Below are 25,546 nucleotides of genomic sequence, written 5' to 3' on the forward strand. Positions count from 1 at the left end.
ATATCATGAAAAAGCTTAACTTTATCCTTTTAGCCTGCTTACTGGTGGTAAGCTCGGCCTTTGCACCGGCAGATCAAACCCTTTATCCTGAACTGGCGCAAACCATCAAACAGTTGAAAAAGAACATGACCTCAATTTCTTACAACAGGCAGGAAGAATTAACCGGTGTGCAGCAAATGGTGATACTGGCACGTCAGCAGAAAAAGCCGGTAGTAATTGAATTGCTAAGTTCTGACGGTTTTACAGCCCCGGTTGCCAAGGCCGTGTTTAAAGCAGCACTGCTTAGCTACGGCATTAGTGATATTGAAGTTAAAACCGTTGGCTCGGCTGCTTCGGAAACCGTCGCGCCGGTGTTAAGCAAAATGGGGTTTAAAGTAAGTACCGATAACGGTTTAACTGCGAAAGTAAATGAACAGGTCCCACCGCTTACCTTTAGTGCTTCTCCTTCCAGTTCTCAGGCGGTTCATGCCCTGCTACAGGAAGGTACAGAAAGCTTACTGGCCGGCCCCGATAAATATGCGGTTAAGTTAAAATACCCTGTTGCTACCGGCAGCGATGAGCAAGCTAGAAAGATTGCTTTAGAAATGACCTTTATTGCCATGAAGATAAAAGATTATACGAATTAAGCGTTTACAATTTACATTTAAACAATAACTATATTTTCCAATGTCAGCTAACAACTGCGCCCCTGTGGCAGAACGAAAAAAATTAGGTTTCTTAGACCGCTATCTGACCTTATGGATTTTTTTAGCGATGGCGATTGGGGTGGCCCTGGGCTACTTTCTGCCTTCGTCTTCGGGCTTCATCAATTCCTTTTCCAGCGGTACAACCAATATCCCCTTAGCCATTGGCCTCATACTAATGATGTACCCGCCACTGGCAAAAGTGAAATATGAAAAAATGGGCGAGGTATTCAAAGATACCAAAGTACTTACCGCCTCTCTGGTACTGAACTGGATTATTGGGCCGGTACTCATGTTTGTTTTAGCCATCACCTTACTACGTGATCACCCTGCCTACATGGTTGGTCTGATCTTAATAGGTCTTGCCCGTTGCATTGCAATGGTAGTCGTCTGGAACGAACTGGCCGAAGGTAACCGGGAATATGCTGCCGGACTGATTGCCCTCAACAGTATTTTTCAGGTATTGCTCTACAGTGTTTATGCCTATCTTTTTATTACCGTTCTGCCTCCGCTGTTTGGTCTGGAAGGCTTGGCTGTGAATATCACCATTGGCGAGATTGCCAAATCCGTAGGCATATATTTAGGTGTTCCTTTTGCTGCCGGTATCATCAGTCGTTATGCGTTGATCGGCTTAAAAGGTGAGCAATGGTTTCAATCCAAATATGTGCCGTTTATTTCGCCCATTACCCTGATTGCGCTGCTGTTTACGATCGTGGTCATGTTTAGCTTAAAAGGTAACCTGATCGTGCAGATTCCTTTCGATGTGGTACGGATTGCTATACCATTGGTAATTTACTTTACCATCATGTTTGTGCTCAGCTTCTTTATCGGCAAAGGTTTTGGCGCGGATTACAGCCGGAGCACGTCGATTGCCTTTACCGCTACGGGCAACAACTTTGAACTGGCAATTGCAGTTGCTATCGGCGTGTTCGGTATCAACTCGGGTGAGGCTTTTGCAGGGGTGATTGGCCCGCTCGTCGAAGTGCCTGCCCTGATTGCACTGGTGAACCTGGCTTTTTATTTCCGCAAAAAATACTATTCCACTCGAACTTTAACGCCTGCTGAATAATGAAGATTGCTCTTTTTTCTGATATACACGCTAACTTGCCTGCCCTGGAAGCTTTCTTTGCTGATTTAGAAAGCCGTAAACCCGATGCTATCTATTGCCTCGGTGATCTGGTGGGATATAACATTTGGCCGAATGAGGTCATTGATGAAATCCGTAAACGCGGTATTCCCTGCATCACCGGCAATTATGATTTTGGGATTGGTCGTCATAGCGATGATTGCGGCTGCGCCTACAAAACTGATGAAGAAAAAGCAATGGGTAAAATCTCCATCAGCTATACCAACGAGATCGTAAAGAACGAACAACGTGCCTACCTACGTACCCTGCCTTCACATATCCGTTTAGAGTACCAACTCAATAACGATAAGCTGAACGTGCTTTTGGTACATGGCAGCCCCCGCAAAGTAAACGAGTATCTGTTTGAGGACAGGGATGAAAAAAGTATGCTTCGCATTATGGAAGGGGCTGATGCTGACATTTTATGCTTCGGTCATACCCATCAGCCATACCATCGCGTTCTTCGAACAGGTGATACGTACCGTCATGCCATCAATATCGGCAGTGTGGGCAAGCCGAAAGATAAAGACCCCCGGGGTGGTTACGTGCTGCTGCAGATTAACGAAAACATCTCAGTGAAAGATAAGGACAGCATACAGGTAGAGTTTATCCGGTTTAACTATGACATCGAAAAAGCGGCCAAGGCTGTTGAGGACAGCCCTTTGCCGAACGAGTATGCGGATATGTTAAGGAACGGATAATAAGAATAGCGCTATTTTCCGATATACATGCCAATCTGCCTGCCTTTGAAGCCATGCTCGCAGACTTGGAAAACCGAAAACCTGATGCAGTTTATTGCCTAGGTGACCTTGTAGGCTATAACGTTTGGCCTAATGAGGTAACTGAAATTCTCAGGCGGCGCGGTATTGCTACGTTGGCCGGTAATCATGACCTGAAAGTACAGAAAATGGTTACTACATCTGGTAGCTTAAAAGAAGGTGGTAAGAACTATGCTTACCATTTAGTCTCGCCTGAAAACAGAGATTATCTGCTTACCCTGCCCCGGCATATCCGGCTCGAGTACCGGTTGAATCATGATACTTGGAACATCGTCCTCGCGCATGGCAGTACCCGCAGCATTGATGAATATGTCCTGGAAGATCTGGATGAAAGTTATGTTCTAGGGATGATGGCCGAAGCAAAAGCCGATATCCTGTGCGTGGGTCACTCGCATAAACCTTACCACCGGATTATTCGGCAAGGCGATACAGATAAGCATGTGATTAACACAGGCTCGGTAGGTAAACCAAAAGACGGTAATCCAATGGGCTGCTACGTGATGGTCACTATTCATCAGGATAGTAATTTAACAGCAAAAGAGACAATTGAAATTGAGTTTTGCAGGTTTGCTTATGACGTAGAGCAGGCGGCCAAGGCTATAGAAGATAGTCCTCTGCCTGATGAATTTGCCGACCGGCTGCGAAAAGCTTATTGAACAAATAGTGTTAGAAAGCCCTTGCAGTTAGCATAGGGCTTTTTTAGTTCCGTATCTAATATCACTCCGCTTTACTTTACATATAATACTTTATAGGGCATATTTGTAAAGTAAATCAACGTTTTCGTTACTGTTTGATATAGTAATATATAATAGGTATACAAACTAAAGATCTGCTAGTACTTTGATAATGTAAAAAGCAAAGGCGTTTTTCCTCTATAAAGCATAGTCGATTCTTAACTCACGAAATTTTATAAATTTTTCACAAAATACTATAAAGTCAACGCCTAGCGCTGCTGGTACTTTTGTAACGTTAATTAAACGATACAAATGGCAGCACAATTAGAAACACTTACATTTCCCGTTACAGGCATGACCTGCGCGGGCTGCGCAGCCAGTGTGGAATCTATGATTGGCGCTCAGACAGGTGTTGAAAAGGCAGAGGTGAATTACGCCACTCAATCCGTGAAAGTAGCATTTCATCCGGACGTCGTTGGACCACGCAATCTTAGGCAATCAGTCCAGTCCATCGGTTACGATCTCATCATTGATACGCTCAATGCACAGGAAAAGCAAAAGGAAGTTCAGCAGAGTCATTACAAACAACTGAAGCGAAACATCCTTTGGGCAACGATACTAACAATACCGGTTGTTTTAATTGGTATGGTATTCATGACGATACCTTATGCGAACTATATCATGCTTGTGCTTACAGCTCCCGTATTGTTTATTGCAGGTCGCAATTTTTTCGTGAACGCTTGGAAACAGGCTGGTCATGGCCGTGCGAATATGGACACCCTGGTCGCAATGAGTACGGGAATTGCTTTTCTTTTCAGCGTTTTTAATACGTTCAATCCAGAGTTTTGGCACCAACGAGGGCTTCATCCACATGTTTATTACGAAGCCGCTTCAGTGGTGATCGTCTTCATCATGCTCGGCAAACTGTTAGAGGAAAGGGCTAAATCTAATACTTCTTCCGCTATCAAAAAACTTATCGGCTTACAGCCTAAAACTGTAACGCTGATTACAACTGAAGGAGAAAAAGAGATTCCTGTTTCAGAGGTGCAGATCGGTGACTGCCTTCTTGTTAAACCAGGTGAAAAAATCCCGGTAGATGGTGCTGTAACGGAAGGACATTCCTTTGTGGATGAAAGTATGATTACAGGAGAACCGATACCGGTGCAAAAAGGTGCCGGTGAGCCTGTATTCGCCGGAACAGTGAACCAGAAAGGCAGCTTTCAATTTGTTGCAGAAAAAGTAGGTAGCAGCACCTTGCTTGCTCAGATTATAAAACTCGTACAGGATGCGCAGGGTTCAAAAGCCCCGGTTCAAAAGCTGGTTGATAAAATTGCAGGCGTCTTTGTTCCTGTCGTTCTATTGATCGCACTTATCACATTAGGAACATGGTTTCTTTTTGGCGGACAACATGCACTTTCCCACGGATTACTGGCCATGGTAACGGTATTAGTCATCGCCTGTCCCTGCGCTTTAGGCCTTGCGACACCTACTGCAATTATGGTAGGAATCGGAAAAGGTGCTGAAAACGGCATTCTCATTAAGGATGCAGAAGGGCTCGAACTCGCCTATAAAGTTACAGCAGTTGTCCTGGATAAAACCGGAACGATAACTGAAGGTAAGCCTGTGGTGAGCGACCTTGTATGGTCAGAAGGTCTAGAAAACAATGAAGAGCTGAAAGCTATCCTCCTGGGACTGGAACAGCAGTCAGAACACCCTCTAGCTGAAGCACTCGTTACTTACCTGAAAGCAGATGGTGCTGTCGCCGTAAAAATAGGCGGATTCAGCAGCCTGACCAGTCATGGTGTTGAAGGATATCATAAAGGTAAATTATACCGGGTGGGCACAGCGAAATTGGCTACCCAGCAAAACCTGCTATGTTCACCCTATTTAGCGGAAAAAGCGGACGAGTACCTAAATGATGCGAAAACGGTGGTCTACTTCATGAATTCCGAAAGGATTATCGCCTTTGCAGCCATCGCCGATCAAATTAAAAGTGGCTCAGCAGAAGCAATCAGCCAGTTGAAAAAACAGGGCATCGAGGTATACATGCTGACAGGTGATAATGCACAAACGGCAGCCGCAATTGCACGCAAAGCAGGCATCGAGCAGTACCAGGCGGAGGCCTTACCGAACGATAAAGCAGCGTTTATCAAAGCCTTACAGTCCCAGCAAAAAACCGTAGCCATGATTGGCGATGGTATCAATGATAGCCAGGCGCTCGCGCAGGCTGATGTTTCTATTGCAATGGGCAAAGGCTCTGATATCGCAATAGATGTATCTAAGATTACGCTGGTGTCTGCTGATCTGCGACAGGTGTCAAAAGCGTTAAGGCTGTCCAAGTTGACAGTTAGAACAATTCGGCAAAATTTGTTTTGGGCATTCATTTATAATATCATCGGCATTCCGGTTGCAGCAGGAATACTTTATCCACTGAACGGCTTTTTACTAAACCCGATGATTGCAGGCGCAGCAATGGCGTTAAGCTCTGTATCTGTAGTCAGCAACAGCTTACGGCTCAGATTTTCTAAACTTAGTTTATAATAATTATTTGAATAATATCATGGAAACTTTAAAATTTAAAACCAATATCAAATGCGGCGGCTGTATCGCTACGGTAACTCCTTCGATGAATAATTTAAAAGGTGTGGAAAAATGGGAAGTAGATACTGCAAACCCGGATAAGATTCTAACAGTTCAGGCGCAGAATGATCTGTCCCCTGAACTAATCATCAGTACATTGAAAGAAAAAGGCTACCAGGCAGAAAAATTATAATTATGGCTGGCTTTTGCCAGCAGCCTTTTTATTTGAATAACTTATATTGGAAGCAATATCTCGTTTTTTGAATTAAGGGGGAACAATTGTAACGATTTCGTGTACTATTATTAGATGAGAAAACTAGGTGCAATAAGTCTCGCTGCGTTTTACCTGTTATTAACGACAGGCGCATTCGCGTGCGTGATTCATTGCACTGAAGTTTTTTTGCTCGGGCCCAAAATAGCTACTGAACAACACCACGAGCAGGAAGAGAATGATCATCATGATGATGATCATGACAAAGATGCTCATTCTAAGGAAAAGGGTAAGCACAAAGATGATTGCGGGCCAGGTAAAGATTGTGATTGCTGCAGTAAAGACCATGGCTTGTACGTGGTGAAGGAAAATTTAAGTAATTACGATGAGCTTCAAATTATTGTCCAGGAGTTCATCCTATCGCACCACAATTATCTACAATTACCTCCCGTACATATATACAGTAAAGCATTAGTTAGCTGGCCGGATGCAACCGGACCGCCGCGTATATCTTGCATTCCGCTGTACATATCCCATCGTACCCTTCTTATTTGATTCAAGCATTGCCGCGACTCCCATCTGCGGCCGGACATTCCTTTGGTCTATCATTTAGCTTGAATTAACACATGACATTATTTATTAAGAATATGGTTTGCGACCGTTGCATTATGGTCGTACGCCAGCAACTGGAAAGTTTAGGGTTATCCGTCGATGCTATTACATTAGGCACGGCCAATATTCATCCTGACCCGGATGAAAGCCAATTATCCCATTTGACCTCTATGCTTAAGGTATCAGGCTTTGAGCTCATCAATAAGGAAAAGGATAAGCTTATTGAGCGAATAAAAAACGTTGTTATTGAAATCGTACACCAGGGTGACCTAAGTGAAATACAGGGAAATATCATGACATCAATCGCTGATCGACTATGTAAAGACTACGCCTATCTCAGTCGTCTTTTCTCTGAATCAGAGGATACGACCATTGAGAAATTTATCATCCAACAAAAGATAGAGAAGGTTAAGGAATTAATACAATACGGTGAGCTTAACATTACGGAGATCGCTTACAGTATGGGTTACAGCAGTAGTGCACACTTATCCGCACAATTCAAAAGTGTTACTGGCATGAGTCCCCGTCAATACAAGTCCTGTGGCGATCCATCCCGTAAATCACTTGATAAAGTATAAAGACACTACTATGAAAAGCATTAAAACGTTAATTTCTATATGGCTTCTGGTACTAACAGCTCAGGCAAATGCACAGCAGCATAACATGCCCGGCATGAATATGAGTGACAAGCAGGCTCCAATGGCTAAGAAGCCCCTGCCTTACGCTAAAGGCAAGAATAAAAAAAGTACTTCAAAACAGAAGACTGACAAAGCAATGAAAAGCATGGGCCATATGAAAAGTATGAACATGCAGCATTCCGGGGGCGGACGCTCTAAAGCCGAATCGAATCGTGTTAAGCCGATGTCAGATCATGATATGATGGATACGGATATGGCAATGCCGGATCATCCAATGAAAGGGATGGATATGAATCATCAAGAAAAGTCTTCGGAGATGAATATGCAAAGTATGCAGGCGCGACCGGGAGACACAATTAAGAGTACTTCCTCTTCATTGAATGATCACTTGATACATATTGGCAAGCGCGTTACATACGATCTTTACATCAATGACACGGTTGCAGCTTATGCAGGCAAAAAGGTAAAAGCGCTTGCCATCAATGGTCAGATTCCTGGCCCTGTGCTCCGATTCACTGAGGGAGATACTGCCGTTATCCGGGTACACAACCTGCGAAAAAAAGAAACTTCGATACACTGGCATGGGCTGTTGGTACCTAACAAATACGATGGTGTGCCCTACATCAGCACAGTGCCGATAGCGGCTGGCACAACCTATACCAATATCATTCCACTTCATCAGACGGGTACTTACTGGTATCACACCCATACGGAACTGGATGAGCAGGCTGGTCTTTACGGCCCCATTGTTATTGAGCCTCAAGCACAAAAGGATCAGGTGAAAGAACAGGTGCTTATGCTTTCGGATTGGACGAACTATCAGCCTAAAGAAGTGCTCCGAATGCTGAAGCGGGGAACGGATTGGTTCTCGATACAAAAAGGGAGTGTCTTGAGTTATGGCGGTGCATTTGCCCAGGGCTATCTTGGTGACCGTTTAAAACTAGATTGGATGCGCATGCCAGCGATGGATCTGCTGGATGTTAAGTACGATCGCTTTCTTGTTAACGGTAAAACAGACCAGCAACTTACACAGTTCGGGCCGGGACAAACGGTAAAACTGCGCATTATCAATGGTTCCGCCTCCAGTTATTTTTGGCTGAATTTTGCAGGCGGTCCGATGACGGTCGTTGCAGCGGACGGCCTAAATGTAAAACCTGTTACGGTGGACAAGATTCTGATTGGCACAGCAGAAACTTATGATGTACTCATCAAAATACCGTCTACGGGCAAGTATGAATTTAGGGCGACTTACCAGGATATCTCCGGGAAGGTTTCTGCCTGGCTAGGAGCCGGAAAAGAGGTCAAAGCGACAGACATACCAAAAGTGAACTATTATAAGTTCGCTCACACTTTTAACCGCATGATGACCCAGATGAAAATGCCTATGAACAGGGTCCCCAACGCAAAAGTCAAAAATGATGGTTTGTCCTTCAGCACCAGCGACGTGCCAATGAGTATGAAAGGCATGGATATGAAGGGAATGAACAAGGATACCCAACCTGGTGCTAAAATGCCACAGATGGAGATGAAGACAAAAGCCGATACGGGTATGAGTATGCAGAACCATCAAGGCATAAATATGGCCAAGAATGAAAGCAGCAAGTCTGGTATGGATGATATGCAAATGGGCGGCATGAACATGAAGGGTATGAGTATGAATATGCCGGACGACGGAAGAGGTACGCCAATGGGACCGGGAGGCTCTTTGCTCCTTGGATTAGGCGGCGATGGAAAAATTTTAAGTTATGATCAGTTGGAATCCAATAGTACAACTGCTTTCGACGGAAGGCATACGGTACGGACATATCACCTATATCTCACGGGTAGTATGATTCGTTATACCTGGCTCATTAATAACAAAGCCCTTTCCGAAGCCGACCGCTTACTGATTCGTAAGGGAGAGATTGTTCGCTTCGTATTTCATAATACGACCATGATGGAGCATCCCATGCACTTGCACGGGCACTTCTTTAGAGTACTAAACAATAAGGGGACATCATCACCACTAAAACATACGGTAAGTATTGAACCCATGCAGGTGCAGACGATTGAGTTTCTTGCCGATGATTCGCATGACTGGTTTTTCCACTGTCACACGCTTTATCACATGATGTCAGGCATGGCGCGTGTTGTTCGGTATGAAGACAATCCGAGCAACACTGAAGTTGCGAAATATCAACCGCGAAATCCGGTCATCAACGACGACCGGCAATTCTACACATGGTTTCAAGCATCATTCCACTCACAAACAAGTATCGGTTCATTATTTATCTCCAATACGCGTTATGAATTCAATGCCAACTACCGGTTCAGTTATGATGGGCGTTATGAAATCGACCCTCGCTTTCAGCGGTATCTTGATAACGGTCAATATTTTGCAGCGTACGTAGGTGCTGAATTTGAAAAAAATGAGAAAGGTGGCCGTTTTATTAAAGACGGCAGCAATGTGGCGGTCGTCGGTTTAAGATACTTATTGCCCATGTTCATCCAAACTGATGCACGGATCAGCCATAAAGGCAGATTACGCTTTACCGTGAGCCGTGAAGACATTCCGTTAACAAGCCGACTTTATCTCGGCGCATCCTACAACACAGACAGTGAATGGCAAGCTGATACACGTTATGTGCTCTCCAAATATTTTGCGCTTTCAGCCAGCTATGATAACCAGTACGGATTTGGCGGCGGTATCACTATACTCTATTAAATTTTATTTAATCACCATTAATAAATAATCTATGAAAACAACCATGTTAATGATTCCCATGCTTGCGCTAGGCGTAGCAGGATTTACTACTCAAAACACCATTAGCCCATTTGATCATGGAGCACTAATCATCACTGCACCTGCAGCCATCCAAAGCGATCCATTAATGGAATCTATGAACAAGATGATGAAGCAAATGCATGCTCAGCAAATGAAAGGAAATGTTGATTATGATTTTGCTTCCATGCTCAAAGCCCACCACCAGGGAGCTATCGACATGGCCAGGATCGAGCTACAGCAGGGAAAGGATGCTTCCATGAAAAAAATGGCTCAAAAAATACTGACCAAACAGACGAAAGAGGTTGCACAGCTCAATCAGTTGATTGCAAAGTTGCAAAACAGCACTAAAAACTACGATCCAGCTAACAAGCAATCAGGAGCTGGTAAAGCAATGAGTGATAATATGATGGAAATGATGAAACCGGGTAATATGTCCATGAGTTCTATCGATCATGAATTTGCGGACATGATGACCAAGCACCACAAAGATGGTATCATGATGGCTAAAAGTATTGTGACCTACAGTAAAAGCGCGAAACTAAAATCCATGGCGCAGCAATCTATACCGGAACAAACGCAGGAAATCCGTGAGATGGAACAATGGATGAAAGCACATCAATAAACAATATAAGAGGTAACTAAAAAAACAAACGATGAAAAACTTTTTAAAATTAATCACGCTGTCAGCAATAGTGGCTGTGATGAGTGCATGTAGCAAAGATGATGATAAAATCAAAATACAGGGTCATGACCAGAATCAGATGATGGGTATTATGCATCAGATGATGGCGAAAATGGACACTATGAAGATGACCAAAGATCCGGACAATGATTTCGCGATGATGATGCGCATGCACCACCAGGGGGCTATTGATATGGCTAACCTGGAGCTGAAAAGCGGCAGTGATGCGACGATGAAGCAAATGGCGCAGAGCATAATTTCCAGCCAGCAGGCAGAAATCACGCAGCTTTCTGCTTTTCTCAAATCACACCCCCCTCACGGCAACGATCCGGATTTCGATATGATGCTGATGGACAACATGAAAAAATCCGGAAAGCAAGCTGACCTACAAATTATCAACGGAGACATTGATCATGATTTTGCCATCCTGATGATTGGTCATCACCAAAGCGCTATCGAAAACTCGCGCCTTGAACTCATCCACGGCCAGGAACAAAGTATGAAAACGATGGCTACAAATATTATTGATGCTCAGATGAAAGAGATAGGCCAGTTTCAGGACTGGCTGTTAGCCCGCGGTAACAAGTAATAAATCATTATCTAACTATAAAACATTTCAATTATGTCATATCAAAAGTTCCGGGAATGTATCGATGCCTGTGTAGCGTGTGCAGTAGCTTGCAACTATTGTGCTACGTCCTGCCTGCAGGAAGAGGATGTAAAAATGATGGCAAAATGTATCCAGCTCGACCTGGAATGTGCGGCTATTTGCAGAGCCGCTGCAGAAGTTATGAGTTTGGGCAGCGGTTACAGTGCCCATCTTTGCCGTGTATGCGCTGACGTGTGTAATGCCTGTGCTGAAGAATGCGGCAAGCATCATATGGAGCATTGCCAGGCCTGTGCAGAAGCCTGTCGGAAATGTGCCGAAGTTTGCGAACAAATGGCAACTGCTGTTTAAATAACCTTGGTTCAGCTACTTGCCCTGCGCTGATGCAGGGCAGGTAGCTTTTTAAATAAGAAGTATTCACTTAACGTTATTACAATGGAAAAAGGAAATTATCAAAAATTTGCATTGATGCTCGTCGTTTCATTCTTCATCATGTATGCTATTATGTATTTGAATGTTGACGAGTTCGACCATGTGTACATTAATATGACCCGATTTTACATGACTATGCTGATGGTTTCGGCTATGGCGCTGGTTATGCTAGTGATGATGCGAATGATGTATCAAAACAAGAAAATTAATTTAATCATTGCCACCTCTGCTATTGCAGTGTTTATCTTGGCTCTCGCAGGTGTCCGAACGCAAACTGCTATCGGAGATCAACAGTATATGAAAGGCATGATCCCACATCATTCCATTGCGATCATGGTCAGCAAAAAGGCTCATTTGAAAGACCCGGAAGTCCAAAGGCTTGCCAAAAGCATCATTGATGCGCAGGAAAAAGAAATAGCGGAAATGAAACGTATTCTTGCCAGGATGGAAAAATAAGGTGATCTCAACGATACAATGATAGCGATGAAGAAATGTGCCATCTGGTTATTTAAGTTTCTCTTTGTTAAAAAGTGCTGCAGGTAAAAGATTACATTATATTAGCTCATACTTTGAGAATATGAATGATCATTTACAATCCATCATCAACCAATATAAAAACGACAGGGAATCTGTTTACAATACCTGGTTTATCAATAACGAGGAACGCCTGAAAGCATTTAGATCCATACGCAGAGGTGTGCTCCAGGTTATTGATGATATCAAAAATAAACGGTTTGGTAATGACTTCAAAGGCACATCTTTAGAGTTTGTACTCACCTGTATTACTGAACAAAAGCAAGTGTTTGAAGGAGCATCCCATCCTTTTTATTGGAAGCCGAAGCTACGCATACCTGATATTTATGAAAATCAGGAGAATAAAGTAGCCTTTGGCCAGTTTCTGGAAAACTGCCTGACTGCCAAAAATGAGGAACAACTCATCAAAGAAATTTTACATTTAGATTCTTTGAAAATCAAGGGTTTGGGGCCAGCAGTGGCCAGTATATTGTACTTCCTGCACCCGACACTAATACCGCCGTTTAATACAGCTATTATTAACGGCTTCAATTACCTGTTCAAAGACAAAAAGAAATTGGGCAGTTGGAGTGAGTACTTAAAAATTCGTGAGGTGATTATGGATATGAATAAAAAGTACTGTAACGAACTATCACTTGATACAGGAGCTTTTGCGGGGCTTTTATTTGAAATCGGCATGCAGAAGCTCCTGTTAGGCAAAGACGAATATCTATCAGAAACAGAAAGAAACCGTTTGGAAAAACTGATTGAAAAGCGGCATCAGGAAAAGAGGAAAGAAACAGAGGATGAACAATTACATAATGAAATGCAATATCATTTACTCAAAATCGGTAATGCGCTTGGTTATGATGTAATTGCAGCATCCAACGACCGCTCGAAATCCTGGAATGGTAATAAGTTTTCATTTATCTCCGTTAAGGATTTCCCTGATCTGCCGCTTGAAAAAGAAGTGCTCAACACCGTAAAACTCATTGATGTTTTATGGTTTAAAAAAGGAACGGGGCAGGTAGTTGCCGCATTTGAAGTAGAAAAAAGCACCAGTATCTATTCGGGTATTCTACGTCTTACAGACCTGAGCTGTAGCTTGGTAAATAATGAAGAAGTGTTTTATCTGGTCGTACCTGATAATCGCGAAAAAGATGTAGTCATGCAGTTGTCAAGGCCTTCTATCAAAAAAGGCCAAGTTCAAATGAAGTACATCTGTTTCTCGGAACTCCGACAGCATTGTGATGCACTGTGCAAATTTGGGGATGACCATTCTATCATGCAGAAAATTGCGAGAGCAGTTGCGTGATGTACTGCGATAAAATATAAATTTAAGTAGGAATTATATAAGTTCCCATTCTACGGCTGAAGTAAATTTGTATCAGGATGAAAAGTAAAGCACTTCTATTATTGACAACCTTCCTGCTCCATACGCTTGTTGGGCTAGGATGCGCTTTACGTTCGTCAAATCATGAAAACCCGAAGCATCAAATCAGTTTGCATGGGGCGACTCATCAGGAACATCGACAAAATAGTTCTGGAAAGAAAGGTTGTCAGGGACATTGTTGTAAGGATTCAGTAGGCAAGTTTAACGGTCTCGCAAAACTGGTTCCTTCTGCACAAAAACAGGTCAAACAAACGCCTATCTTTCTGACCGCAAACGATGAATTGAAAAGAGAAATCTTACACCCGGCCACTGCACGTAATTCGATTTCTTATAGCATCATACGGGAGCGCCCCCCAAATCAGAAAATTCGCATTTTACTTCAAAGTTTTCTGATTTGATATCGACTTATGGGATGTTGGTTCTTTTATTAACCGGAACCTCCTATAACTCAAATGATTGATCATAACCTTATGGCTCGTATCTTAATTTATTAATCGATAAAATTCATCATGAAAACCATATTTTTGGCTGTAGCCACTACTTCAATTTTTTTAGCTGCTTGTAACTCCGGGAAAACAACTAATTCTTCCACACAGGATTCAATGATAGCGACCCAAGTCCCCGCGGATCGGAAAGACGACGCAGGGGAAAAAAAGAGCTCACCGGCCTCTAAACTGATAAATGACTATCTGCAATTGAAAAACGCTTTGACCAAAGATAATACCGGTGATGCGGCAGCATCAGGTAAGGCCATAGCCACGGACTTTGAGGGGTTTGATAAAGCAGTTTTAGACGAAAAACAGAAAAAGTCATTTGAAGATATTGCGGATGATGGCCGGGAGCATGGTGAGCATATTGGGAAAAGTGCAGGGAATATTTCCCATCAGAGGGAGCATTTCGAGATGCTGAGCAAAGATGTGTACGATCTGGTTAAGCTTGTCGGCGCGGGGCAATCGCTATATGTAGATCACTGCCCAATGTACAACAATAATAAAGGAGCGAATTGGTTAAGCGAAACTAAATCAATCCAAAACCCCTACTTGGGTCAGAAAATGGCCAATTGTGGTGTGGTGAAAGAAGAACTGAAATAATTGTATGAAACGCAGCATCAAACTGGTGTTGGCAATCTTAGTTGTTCTGCTGCTGGGACTGCAGTTCATGCCGTCCTACAAGAACGAAAGCCATAAGCAGCCCTCGGCGCCGTTTGTTGCCGCTTATCCTGTTCCGGAAAACATCGAGTCGATACTAAAGCGGTCCTGTTATGATTGTCATAGCAATAATACGCAATATCCTTGGTATGCAAGAGTGCAACCGGTGAGATATTGGCTCGACAGGCATGTTGAACAAGGAACAGAAGAGCTTAACTTTGATGAATTCGGCAATTATTCAAACCGCCGTAGGCGAAATAAGCTGAGTGCCATTGCCAATTCGCTAAAGGAACGGAGTATGCCGCTTAAGTCATACCTGCTCATTCACCATAATGCCAAGATAAACAGCCGGGACAGTGCAACGATCGTAGATTGGATTAACAGGATTGACATTTCCGGAGTAAACTGAAGACCGAACAGGACAATGACCGTTCAATAAAATCATGGAACATCAACACGAGCACCATCATCAAATGCAGCACGGGCATGATAAAATAATGTCTGCTGCATCTTCAGATCATCCTATGGAAGTTCATGGTAGCCATCATAATCACCATGCGATGATGATTACCGATTTTAGGAAGCGGTTCTATGTCGTATTAGTTTTAACGGCGCCTGTGATGCTGCTTTCCCCTATGATACAGCGCTGGATAGGTACTAACCTCATTTTTCCCGGTTCGTCATACGTGCTCTTTGCCTTGTCCTCCATCATTTTTTTATATGGTGGCTGGCCCTTTCTTAACGGCTGGTTCTCCGAGATGAAGGCAAAAAATCCCGGTATGATGACGCTGATCGGCTTCGCCATTACAGTGGCCTATATCTACAGCGCCGCCACCGTATTTGGATTGAAAGGGATGGATTTTTTTTGGGAGCTCGCTACCCTGATTCTGATCATGTTGTTAGGTCATTGGATAGAGATGCGTTCTGTCGCGGGAGCTTCTAAAGAGCTGGAACTTTTGGTTCAACTCATGCCGGCGGAAGCACACCTTTTAAATGGAGGGCATACTCAGGAAGTTAAAACTGACCAGTTGAAAGCGGAAGATCTTATCCTGATCAAACCGGGAGAGAAAATACCGGCAGATGGGGTCATTGAGGAAGGGCAAAGCTTTTTAAATGAGTCTATGCTAACAGGCGAATCTGCTCCTGTCAGCAAAACTAAAGGCGAGCAGGTCATTGCAGGTTCGGTAAATGGAAATGGTTCCTTAAAAGTTCGGGTTATCCACAGCGGCGCTGATTCTTATTTATCCAAGGTCATCAACCTGGTAAGAAATGCTCAGGAGGCCAAGTCCAATACGCAATTGTTAGCCGATAAAGCTGCCCGTTGGCTGACTTTGATTGCGCTGGTAGCAGGTATAGGCACCTTTATATTCTGGCTGGGGGAAGGACAGGATCTTGCGTTTGCCATGGAACGGATGGTAACCGTTATTGTCATTTGCTGCCCTCATGCACTAGGCCTTGCTGTTCCCCTGGTGGTTGCCAAATCAACCTCTTTGTCCGCACAACATGGACTGCTCATAAAAAACCGTACGGCATTTGAAAACTCCCGGAAGATATCAACGGTCGTTTTTGATAAGACAGGTACACTAACCGTAGGCAAATTTGAGGTTGCCAGAATCGTCATACCGGAACATCCGGGAGGAGAAGCTGCCGAAGATAATCTGCTGCGGATGGCAGGCGCCTTGGAGCGAAACTCAGAGCATCCTATCGCCACCGGGATAATGGATCAGGTAAACAGGCGTAAACTATCACTTCCTGAAGCACAAAATTTTCAGGCGATCACCGGAAAGGGCGTGGAGGCGATGGTGGAAGGCAAACACGTGAAAGTAGTCAGTCCCGGTTATTTGCAGGAAAAGAGCATTTCTCTCCCCAACGACTTTGCTTCCACTAGCAACGAGACGGTAGTATTCGTTTTGGTGAATGAGCTGATGTACGGCTACATTGCGTTGGCAGACACCCTGCGTCCGGAATCGGCAGGTGCCATTCGAACCTTGCATGAAAACAGCATCAAAGCATTGCTGCTAACCGGGGATAATGAGAAAGTAGCCGCTAGCGTAAGCAATCAGTTGAATATGGACGGTTATTTTGCAGGGGTGCTGCCACATGAAAAGTTGGAGAAGATCAAGCAGCTCCAGGCAAAAGGTGATTTTGTGGCCATGACCGGCGACGGCGTCAACGATGCACCCGCACTGGCACAGGCCGATATTGGCATAGCAGTAGGATCCGGAAGTGACATTGCCGCAGAAACGGCTGGTATCGTTTTGGTGAACAGCAACCCTAAGGATATTGTCAATCTAATTTTATTTGGAAAGGCAACTTATCGCAAAATGATACAGAATCTGGCTTGGGCTACTGGGTACAACATTATTGCGCTACCATTGGCTGCAGGCGTTTTATACAAACAAGGAATATTGTTAAGCCCTGCGGCTGGCGCGGTCCTAATGAGCATTAGCACGGTTGTTGTTGCGATCAATGCAGGCTTACTAAAAGTCAGAACTTAAATCTACCATAATAATGAAAGACGATAAAACATTTCAGATTGAATATCAATCAGGCAATGATGTGCAAGCCGTGCAGGTTGTGCATTTCAGTGAAACCTACGACTTTGAACTAAACGGAAAACAAACCGCCATCATCAACAATGGCGATAATTCTTGGAGTTTAGCCAGTGGCGACCTGGACCAGCTGACCGTTAATTTAATTGGGGACGCGATTGAAAAATTTTATAAAAAACAGGGCTGGTAAAACAAAGGCAAAGTAGCAACTCTTTTGCCCGGTCAATTGATTATCATTACTTTTGTATAAATGAAAAGGTTCATAGCCATCTTCTTGATCCTGCTGTATGCCGGTGTCTCTTCGGGCACCAGCCTGACCCTGCATTACTGCATGGGTGAGTTACAGGGAATGAGCCTGAACCAGCAGCAAAGCGACCACTGTGAAAACTGTGGAATGCTGAAGAGCAAAGCACTGAAAAACAAATGCTGCAAGGATAAACAGCATGAATTCAAAATTGGAAAGGAACAGCGGGTTGCTAGTTTCAGCTTTCAGTTTGCTGCCCTGTTTCCGGTCGTTCTACCCGCCAGATTTACTAATCTGAAGTCTGTAGATGTGCATTCGCTCGCAGTGGTTTATCCGGTAAGCCAAAGTCCCCCGATAGGAATTGGTAAACCTGTTTACCTGCTTAATCGAACATTTCGTATTTAATTTCCCACCTTTTCGACTTCTCAAATCTTTCTGATTCGAGAAGTCCCCTCACGCCTGCGATTTCCTGAAAATGCTTGTATGCCATGTCGGCAACAGCAACCATGCTGCTTTATGTTCTGCAGGAATGGCTTTGGCTTATCGCACCTAATGATTTCAAACCCTTTTAATAATTTTTAATAATTCTTCAACAATGAAAAAGCTATTTGTAATTGCCCTGTCGTTAACCGTTTCTGCTTCAAATTTATTTGCCGCTCATCAATCACCTGCTCAGAAAAAAGCAAAAACACAGAAGACCGATACTGCTAAGGTACAGTATACGTGCCCTATGGATACGGACGTCATTGCTTCTAAGCCCGGCAAATGTCCCAAATGCGGCATGAATCTGGTGAAAAAAGAAACGTCCAAAGCACCAGGTAAACAAAGTAATTCCATGAACCATAAGCACTAATTACATGATAGATCAACTGATTTCCTTTTCGATGAGGAACCGGTTTCTGGTCTTGCTGGTGGCATTGATTCTGTTTGGCTGGGGTGTATACTCGGTCAAACAGAATAAAATTGATGCGATACCGGACTTGTCCGAAAACCAGGTGATCGTATTTACTGAATGGATGGGGCGCAGTCCGCAGATCATAGAAGATCAGGTAACTTACCCGTTGGTTACCAATCTGCAGGGCTTACCGCAGGTGAAATATGTACGCGGCACCTCCATGTTCGGGATGAGCTTTGTTTACATTATCTTCAATGACAATACAGATGTTTACTGGGCGAGGGAAAGGGTGCTTGAAAAACTTAACTATGCATCACGGTTACTGCCGCAAGGTGTAACGCCGACACTTGGTCCTGATGGCACTGGTGTTGGTCATATTCTCTGGTATACGCTCGATGCGCCAGGGATCGATTTGGGGGAACAGCGTGCCATCCAGGATTGGTACGTCAAATTTGGACTACAAAATGTTCCGGGCGTAAGTGAGATCGCCTCTTTTGGCGGATTCCAGAAACAATACCAGGTCACTGTAAACCCCAACAAACTTAACTATTATAAAGTATCCCTACTGGAGGTTATCCGTGCTGTTCGTAGCAATAATAACGAAGCTGGCGGCAGAAAACTGGAAATGGGTGATGTCGGCTATATTATCAAAACCAGTGGCTACCTGAATTCCATTGATCAAATCAGCCGCCTGCCCATTGCCTCACGAAATTCCATACCTGTAACGGTCGGTGATATTGGAACTGTACAACTGACCGGAGAAACCAGGCTGGGCATATTTGACCTGAACGGCCAAGGAGAAGCAGTAGGCGGCATTGTCGTGATGCGCTATGGAGAAAATGCAGACGAAGTGATTCGCAATGTGAAAGCCAAAATGCAGGATGTAGCCAAGGGGCTCCCAAAGGGCGTGAAATTCAATATTGTTTATGACCGGAGCGGCCTGATTGAAGAGTCGGTAAACTCGATAAAACATACGCTGATAGAAGAAATGATTGTTGTTTCACTAGTGGTGATTATCTTCTTGCTACACTGGAGAAGCGCAGTCAGTATCATTATTCAGATTCCAATTACCATTGCAGCCAGCTTTATTGTATTGAATGCCCTGAACATTAGTTCCAATATCATGTCCCTGACCGGAATCGCTCTGGCGATCGGCGTTATTGTCGATAACGGTATTATCATGGCCGAGAATGCGTACAAAAATCTCGCGGTCAGGCAGGCAGAATTAAATAAAGAAGCAAACCTTAAAACAGATAAGAACTGATGTGGCCGAATTTTAAAAAAGGGACTAATGATTATGTCAGGCTCAGCAACACTGAGCGCCTTGAAATTATAGAAAGGTCTTGCAAGCAGGTATCGCGTGGTGTATTTTACTCTACCATTATCATCATTGCCTCGTTTTTGCCGGTTTTTTTGCTAACCGGTCAGGAAGGAAAACTCTTTCACCCGCTGGCTTATACGAAAACGTTCATCCTGATTATAGATGCCCTGCTCGTCGTCACATTGGCACCGGTCACCATCTCCTTTTTTATGAAGGGAAGGTTTAAGGATGACACTCACAACCCTATCAACCGATTATTGGAGCGCGTGTACGAGCCGGTAATCCGGGCCTGTATGCGCAACCGGAAAATAACTTTAGGAATTAATGTCCTTGCCCTGCTTATCAGCATTCCGCTGCTATTGAATATGGGGCGTGAGTTCTTTCCGCCACTTGACGAACAATCCGTATTGTTTATGCCGGTGACCCTGCCTGATATTTCTAATACAGAGGCCAAGAGAATTCTGCAGGTGCAGGACAAGATCATTAGCATGCAGCCCGAAGTAGCCAAGGTCCTTGGTAAGGCAGGACGAGCCAGTACCGCAACGGATAATTCCCCTATTAGTATGATTGAGACGATCATTATGCTGAAACCGAAAGACCAGTGGCGGCCCGGAATGACAAAAAAGAAGATTATCGAAGAATTGGACCGCAAGCTGCAAATTCCCGGCGTGGTTAATGGCTGGACGCAGCCTATCATCAACCGGATCAACATGCTTTCTACCGGTATACGCACCGACGTAGGCGTAAAAGTCTATGGACAAAATCTGGACACCATCAGTGCAGCCTCCGAAAAGGTTAGTTCATTGCTGAAAGGTATTCCAGGGGTCAATGACTTATACGTAGAGCCTGTTACGGGCGGGAAATATCTGACGATGGATATCAAGCGCGAAGCATTGGGCCGGTTCGGGCTTTCTGTAGACGACGTGAATACAGTTGTAGAATCTGCCATTGGCGGCGCACCGGTAGCCACGACAGTAGAAGGGCGCAGGCGTTTCTCAGTCAATGTAAGGCTGGCCCAGGACTTTCGCAACAGCCTGGAAAGCTTTAAGCGCATTCCGGTACAAACAGCCACAATGGGTAGTATCCCACTTTCCGAAGTAGCTGACATTCGCTTTGAGGATGGGCCGCCCATGATCAATTCTGAAAATGCGCTGCTCAGGGGGGCGGTTATGTTTAACGTCCGGGGACGGGACCTGGGTAATACGGTCGATGAAGCAATTAAAAGACTGAATGCATCCCTGAGCCTGCCCAAAGGTTATTATATTGAATGGAGCGGACAGTATGAGAACCTGATCCGCGGGCAGAAAACCCTGCTGCTCATCCTGCCTGTGGTACTGATCATCATCTTTCTGGCCTTGTACCTCGCTTTCAAATCCGCCCGCGAAGCCTTTTTGAGTCTGATCACCATACCATTCGCCCTCATTGGCGGGGTATTCATGGTTTACTTCTATGGCGTAAACCTATCGATTGCAGTGGCCGTAGGGTTCATCGCATTGTTTGGCATAGCAGTGGAAACCGGTGTGGTCATGGTCATTTATCTCAATGATGCCATGCGGCAACTGGTGGAAGTTAAAGGAAACTCCAAAGACAGTATCACCAGGGACGATTTGCGTGAATATGTGATTCATGGTGCAGCTAAACGGCTGCGACCCAAAATCATGACCGTAAGTGTAGCCCTGTTCGGCCTAATTCCTGTGCTTTGGTCTACCGGTGTTGGCAGCGACGTGATGCAACCTATTGTATTACCAATGATCGGCGGCGTACTGACCTCTTCCACCCATATTTTGCTGGTCACACCACTGATATTTTTAATGACAAAAGAATACGAACTAAAAAAGTTTGGAAAATTGGAGGTATACGATGTCAAGCATTAAAAAAAGCATTCTGGTTTTCGTATCTCTGCTGAGCGCACCCGCTGCTTTCAGCCAGAACATATTATCCCTGGATTCCATTATAGCCCGAATAGATCAGCAAAACGCTAACCTGCGGGCGTATACAAGCCGGGCTCAAAGCCAGGTGGCCAAATCGCAGGGGTCCACGGCACAGATGGCCCCGATGATAGGTGCGGGCACCTGGATGACGCCGTACCCCGGTACAAAAGTCATGGATGAAACTGATAAGGGGGCATGGATGCTCTCCGCCGAACAGGATATCACCAATCCTGCCAAACTCAGACGAAAACAAGCGTACGAAAATTCTTTAGCCGCTGTTGAACTGGAAGGCCGGAACGTAGCGTTAAATGACGTTCGCACACAGGCGAAGAAACTATACTATGGTTGGCTGGTGGCCAGTAAGAAAATGAGCGTACTGAAAGAAAATGAGCGCATCCTAACCACGCTGAATAAGTTGGCAAAGATCCGTTATCCGTATAATAAAGCTACATTGAGCAGTGTATACAGTGCCGAGGGCAGGCTTGCCGAAGTACAGAACATGCAGTTGATGACAGAAGCGGATATGCGAAAAAAGATGTATCAGTTGAATACCCTGATGAACCGTCCGGCCAGTTCAGCATTTGCCATCGACACGGCTTACCAACTGAAATTTATCCCTGTAGCTGTTGCTGATACAGCTTATCTAAGTTCTGCAAAAAGCGTTGTGCGGCAAATGGATAAAAATATCAGTTCGATGAACTTGAACATCGACGCAATGAAAGCAGAAGCTAAACCGGATTTCCGGTTGCGCCTGGATAATATGTTCAATAGAGCGCCGATGATGCCGACACAATTTACGGCGATGGCGATGGTATCCATACCGATTGCGCCCTGGTCTTCCAAAATGTACAAATCAGGGGTTAAATCGATGCAATACAGCATTGAGGCAATGAGAAACGAGCGGCAGGCTATGCTGATTGAAACAGAAAACATGGTTGCTTCCATGTTAACAGATATTACGACTATGCAACGCCGTTTAAAAAATTTCGAGCAAAAAATTCTACCTGCCCTGCAAAAAAGCTTTGATGCCAACAGGATCGCCTATGAAGAAAACACACTTGCTCTGCCTCAGGTTATGACCTCTTGGGAGACTTACAATATGAACCGGATGAATTATCTGGATGAATTACAGGCTTATTACTTGATGACCGCAGATTATGAAAAAGAGATTGAAAAGAATTAGCTGGACGTTTCTTCTACTCGCTATACTGGCCTTCATATTTGTGAGTTGTAACCATCAGTCCAAGAAACAGAAAGGTCAGCAAAGCCAATCGGCGCAATATACTTGCCCCATGCATCCCCAGGTTGTAAGTGACCATCCTGGCAGCTGCCCCATATGCGGTATGGATTTAGTCAAAAAATCTGGCAGCGAGAAAGATACCTTACAGGTTCCTGCTGATCTGGCTTCGTTGATCAAATCGCCTAACGGTACCGTGGTGTCTAATATTGGCATAATCAGTCCGGAAGAAAAAACGATGCAGGACTCTCTCATTGCACCGGGTGTGATCACTTATGATACCCGCAGGCAAAATGTGGTAGCAGCCCGCTTTGGAGGCAGAATAGAAAAACTGTACCTGAAATATCAATATCAGCCGGTAAGCAAAGGCCAGCTTGTCGCTGAGATATACAGTCCGGAGCTTGTGACTGCCCAGCGGGAACTTTTGTACATTCTGAAAACAGACAAAGACAATCAATCGCTGATCAGTGGTGCCGTTCAGAAGCTGAAATTACTTGGCGTAACCAGCCAGCAGGTCAACACCCTAATGCGAACCGGACGGGAATACTATCGTTTTCCAATATACAGCCCTTATAACGGGTATTTGGCAGGTCCGTCTGTTTCAGCCCCCAGGCCATGAACCAACCTGCAGCAGCGGCAACGGCTGACGACGATGGCATGAACAACAGCGGTGGTATGCGGACTTCCGGTGGAGGTATGAGCAGCGGCACGACGAGTGCTGCTGACATCAACACTGCTCAGCCTGGAACAGGTCTGTTACAAGAAGGCGGATACGTCAGTGCAGGTCAAACTCTATTTAACATTATTAACCCAAGTGAACTTTGGGCAGAAATCAATATTTCCACGTCACAGGCTGCCAGCTTTAAAAAAAACGCCAGGGTTATGGTGATTGCGGATGACGGGAAAAAAACACAAGGCCACATTGAACTCATTCAGCCTTTTTACGATCAGGGGTCAACCTTTACCAAAGTCAGGATCAGTTTAAACAACAGTTCCCGTAACCTTCGCATCGGTCAGTTGATCAAGGCGTCCGTTGTGGGCAAGCCAATTCTTGGTCTATGGATACCATCGTCGGCTCTACTTGACCTTGGTACACGCCGCGTGGCGTTTGTCAGAAAAAATCATGCACTTTCACCTGTGCCGGTCACTGGTGGTGCAGAGGTATTGAATTGGGTACAGATACGAAGGGGACTAGCAGCCAACGATGAGGTTGCTGCTAACGCGCAGTTCCTGGTGGATAGTGAAAGTTTTATCGAAACGAAAGAAGAAAACAAGGAATGAAAAAATTATTAATAACAGGGTTCTTTCTTGCAGCCGTTTTCACCGCCTGCCAGCAGCAGCAAGGTGATCGGCAGGAAATAGCCAGCGGTCATGCCCCGGAACATGCGGCAGTTAAACAGCAATATACCTGCCCGATGCATCCGCAAGTCATAAAGGACCATCCGGGCGACTGCCCGATCTGCGGGATGACCCTCGTTCCGGTTGCGCATAATGAAACCAAAGCTCATTCCTTAAAATTCAGCCCTGCCCAATTGGAACTGGCCAATATTACCATGATGATAGTTGGTAATGGTCATTCGGGACAAAGCCAACTGATCAATGGGAGGCTGGCTGCCAACACTACACAAAACGAGGTTATCAGCGCACGTGCAGCAGGAAGAATTGAGAAACTATTCGTCAAACAGACCGGTATTAGGATCAATCAGGGTCAGCCCTTATATGAGCTGTACAGCGAGGAGTTATTAACGCTTGAAAACGAATTTCTTTTGGCTTGGGACCAGTATAAAGCTATGGGAAATGAAAACGAACGGTTTGGTTCATTTCTTGAATCCGCAGGCAAAAAACTGGCATTATACGGACTAAAGCCTGCACAGATACGACAGCTCAAAAAGACGCACCAGGTTCATGCAAGAATCACCATGTATGCAACCACTGGAGGTGTCGTTACAGAAATAAAGGCGACGGAGGGGCAATATGTCGCAGAAGGTACTGCCCTGTATAGCCTGGAAGGCTTGAATGAACTATGGGTGGAAGGCGAACTCTATCCCGAAGAAGCCGGTAAAGTAAAAATGGGACAGCAAATCAAAGTCTTGCTCCCCGGAAGCGAAGACCAGCCGCTTACCGCTAAAGTTTCCTTTATCAATCCGGAACTACAGGCTGGCACGCAACTTTCGGTTATACGGGCAACTATTCAAAACCCCGGGCTTAAGCTGCAGCCAGGCATGCAGGTGCAAATAGCTATGCCATCTGCAGGACAACAGGCCGTGGTTGTTCCTTTAAATGCACTGGTTCGTGACGCAAAGGGCAGTATGGTTTTTGTTCAAACAGCGAACAATACGTTTGAACCACGTATGGTGAAAACCGGCACAGAAAATGAACGGACAATTGAAATTGTGAACGGGCTAAGTGCTGGCGAGACCATTGCAGCAAGTGGGGCCTATCTGATCTATAGTGAACTGGTGTTGAAACAGGGCGGTAATGCTATGGCAGGAATGCAGATGTAATTACACCCGTTAAGTGCTTA

General features: G+C 44.7%; 27 protein-coding genes. All 27 read left to right on the forward strand.

Translation table 11 applies throughout. The features are described from left to right. Window positions 1-5: 5 nt before the first annotated feature. The 27 genes from HH214_RS21740 to HH214_RS21870 all read left to right on the forward strand — a co-directional run bounded on the left by HH214_RS21740 (window position 6) and on the right by HH214_RS21870 (window position 25,526). On the forward strand, window positions 6-626 hold the full coding sequence (locus HH214_RS21740) for a hypothetical protein (RefSeq protein WP_169611317.1): 621 nt from the start codon (window positions 6-8) through the stop codon (window positions 624-626). A gap of 40 nt (window positions 627-666) precedes the next feature. Further along, entirely contained in the window at window positions 667-1,752 is a 1,086-nt protein-coding gene (gene arsB, locus HH214_RS21745) for an ACR3 family arsenite efflux transporter (protein WP_169611318.1), read from the forward strand. After that, a complete protein-coding gene (locus HH214_RS21750; protein WP_169611319.1) occupies window positions 1,752-2,510 on the forward strand; it encodes a metallophosphoesterase family protein in 759 nt (252 codons plus the stop codon). Before arsB ends, HH214_RS21750 begins: the two co-directional genes overlap by 1 nt. Before the next feature lie 53 nt (window positions 2,511-2,563). Next, a complete protein-coding gene (locus HH214_RS21755; protein WP_345951236.1) occupies window positions 2,564-3,244 on the forward strand; it encodes a metallophosphoesterase family protein in 681 nt (226 codons plus the stop codon). Window positions 3,245-3,574: 330 nt separating this feature from the next. Next, on the forward strand, window positions 3,575-5,803 hold the full coding sequence (locus tag HH214_RS21760; protein WP_169611320.1) for a heavy metal translocating P-type ATPase: 2,229 nt from the start codon (window positions 3,575-3,577) through the stop codon (window positions 5,801-5,803). 19 nt (window positions 5,804-5,822) lie between these two features. Continuing rightward, window positions 5,823-6,035: a heavy-metal-associated domain-containing protein gene (locus HH214_RS21765; RefSeq protein ID WP_169611321.1), complete on the forward strand. Its 213-nt coding sequence runs from the start codon at window positions 5,823-5,825 to the stop codon at window positions 6,033-6,035. 114 nt (window positions 6,036-6,149) lie between these two features. Next, window positions 6,150-6,608, forward strand: a complete 459-nt coding sequence (locus tag HH214_RS21770; RefSeq protein ID WP_169611322.1) for a hypothetical protein — start codon at window positions 6,150-6,152, stop codon at window positions 6,606-6,608. Window positions 6,609-6,679: 71 nt separating this feature from the next. Next, entirely contained in the window at window positions 6,680-7,243 is a 564-nt protein-coding gene (locus tag HH214_RS21775) for a helix-turn-helix domain-containing protein (RefSeq protein WP_169611323.1), read from the forward strand. A 10-nt stretch (window positions 7,244-7,253) separates the two neighbouring features. Continuing rightward, window positions 7,254-10,007, forward strand: a complete 2,754-nt coding sequence (locus HH214_RS21780) for a multicopper oxidase domain-containing protein (RefSeq protein ID WP_169611324.1) — start codon at window positions 7,254-7,256, stop codon at window positions 10,005-10,007. Between the two features lie 31 nt (window positions 10,008-10,038). Further along, window positions 10,039-10,689, forward strand: coding sequence for a DUF305 domain-containing protein (locus tag HH214_RS21785; protein WP_169611325.1), 651 nt, complete (start codon window positions 10,039-10,041; stop codon window positions 10,687-10,689). A gap of 31 nt (window positions 10,690-10,720) precedes the next feature. After that, the gene (locus tag HH214_RS21790; protein ID WP_169611326.1) at window positions 10,721-11,338 is read left to right on the forward strand and encodes a DUF305 domain-containing protein; all 618 of its coding nucleotides are present in this window, start codon (window positions 10,721-10,723) and stop codon (window positions 11,336-11,338) included. Between the two features lie 33 nt (window positions 11,339-11,371). Next, on the forward strand, window positions 11,372-11,707 hold the full coding sequence (locus HH214_RS21795) for a four-helix bundle copper-binding protein (protein ID WP_169611327.1): 336 nt from the start codon (window positions 11,372-11,374) through the stop codon (window positions 11,705-11,707). 84 nt (window positions 11,708-11,791) lie between these two features. Next, entirely contained in the window at window positions 11,792-12,244 is a 453-nt protein-coding gene (locus HH214_RS21800; RefSeq protein WP_169611328.1) for a DUF305 domain-containing protein, read from the forward strand. 121 nt (window positions 12,245-12,365) lie between these two features. Next, window positions 12,366-13,616 carry a hypothetical protein gene (locus HH214_RS21805; RefSeq protein WP_169611329.1) on the forward strand — a complete coding sequence of 417 codons (1,251 nt, stop codon included), beginning with the start codon at window positions 12,366-12,368 and terminating at the stop codon, window positions 13,614-13,616. Window positions 13,617-13,693: 77 nt separating this feature from the next. Continuing rightward, window positions 13,694-14,092: a hypothetical protein gene (locus HH214_RS21810; protein ID WP_169611330.1), complete on the forward strand. Its 399-nt coding sequence runs from the start codon at window positions 13,694-13,696 to the stop codon at window positions 14,090-14,092. Between the two features lie 111 nt (window positions 14,093-14,203). Continuing rightward, entirely contained in the window at window positions 14,204-14,785 is a 582-nt protein-coding gene (locus tag HH214_RS21815; RefSeq protein ID WP_169611331.1) for a DUF3347 domain-containing protein, read from the forward strand. A 4-nt stretch (window positions 14,786-14,789) separates the two neighbouring features. Next, window positions 14,790-15,251, forward strand: a complete 462-nt coding sequence (locus HH214_RS21820; RefSeq protein ID WP_169611332.1) for a heme-binding domain-containing protein — start codon at window positions 14,790-14,792, stop codon at window positions 15,249-15,251. Between the two features lie 34 nt (window positions 15,252-15,285). Next, window positions 15,286-17,340 (forward strand): copper-translocating P-type ATPase, encoded by a 2,055-nt coding sequence (locus HH214_RS21825; protein ID WP_169611333.1) that lies wholly within the window; start codon window positions 15,286-15,288, stop codon window positions 17,338-17,340. Between the two features lie 13 nt (window positions 17,341-17,353). Continuing rightward, window positions 17,354-17,584 carry a cupredoxin domain-containing protein gene (locus tag HH214_RS21830; RefSeq protein WP_169611334.1) on the forward strand — a complete coding sequence of 77 codons (231 nt, stop codon included), beginning with the start codon at window positions 17,354-17,356 and terminating at the stop codon, window positions 17,582-17,584. Window positions 17,585-17,644: 60 nt separating this feature from the next. Next, window positions 17,645-18,043 carry an HYC_CC_PP family protein gene (locus HH214_RS21835; RefSeq protein ID WP_169611335.1) on the forward strand — a complete coding sequence of 133 codons (399 nt, stop codon included), beginning with the start codon at window positions 17,645-17,647 and terminating at the stop codon, window positions 18,041-18,043. A gap of 190 nt (window positions 18,044-18,233) precedes the next feature. After that, window positions 18,234-18,491 (forward strand): heavy metal-binding domain-containing protein, encoded by a 258-nt coding sequence (locus tag HH214_RS21840; protein ID WP_169611252.1) that lies wholly within the window; start codon window positions 18,234-18,236, stop codon window positions 18,489-18,491. Window positions 18,492-18,495: 4 nt separating this feature from the next. After that, window positions 18,496-19,797 carry an efflux RND transporter permease subunit gene (locus tag HH214_RS22245; protein ID WP_169611336.1) on the forward strand — a complete coding sequence of 434 codons (1,302 nt, stop codon included), beginning with the start codon at window positions 18,496-18,498 and terminating at the stop codon, window positions 19,795-19,797. Then, on the forward strand, window positions 19,797-21,728 hold the full coding sequence (locus HH214_RS22250) for an efflux RND transporter permease subunit (RefSeq protein WP_169611337.1): 1,932 nt from the start codon (window positions 19,797-19,799) through the stop codon (window positions 21,726-21,728). The genes HH214_RS22245 and HH214_RS22250 overlap by 1 nt, the downstream gene beginning before the upstream one ends. Next, window positions 21,715-22,968: a TolC family protein gene (locus HH214_RS21855; protein WP_169611338.1), complete on the forward strand. Its 1,254-nt coding sequence runs from the start codon at window positions 21,715-21,717 to the stop codon at window positions 22,966-22,968. Before HH214_RS22250 ends, HH214_RS21855 begins: the two co-directional genes overlap by 14 nt. Then, window positions 22,943-23,641: an efflux RND transporter periplasmic adaptor subunit gene (locus HH214_RS21860; RefSeq protein ID WP_169611339.1), complete on the forward strand. Its 699-nt coding sequence runs from the start codon at window positions 22,943-22,945 to the stop codon at window positions 23,639-23,641. The genes HH214_RS21855 and HH214_RS21860 overlap by 26 nt, the downstream gene beginning before the upstream one ends. Continuing rightward, window positions 23,638-24,303, forward strand: coding sequence for an efflux RND transporter periplasmic adaptor subunit (locus HH214_RS21865; RefSeq protein WP_169611340.1), 666 nt, complete (start codon window positions 23,638-23,640; stop codon window positions 24,301-24,303). Before HH214_RS21860 ends, HH214_RS21865 begins: the two co-directional genes overlap by 4 nt. Beyond that, window positions 24,300-25,526 (forward strand): efflux RND transporter periplasmic adaptor subunit, encoded by a 1,227-nt coding sequence (locus HH214_RS21870; protein WP_169611341.1) that lies wholly within the window; start codon window positions 24,300-24,302, stop codon window positions 25,524-25,526. Before HH214_RS21865 ends, HH214_RS21870 begins: the two co-directional genes overlap by 4 nt. The last annotated feature ends 20 nt before the right edge of the window (window positions 25,527-25,546 follow it).

It is taken from the genome of Mucilaginibacter robiniae, assembly GCF_012849215.1.
Lineage (GTDB): Bacteria > Bacteroidota > Bacteroidia > Sphingobacteriales > Sphingobacteriaceae > Mucilaginibacter > Mucilaginibacter robiniae.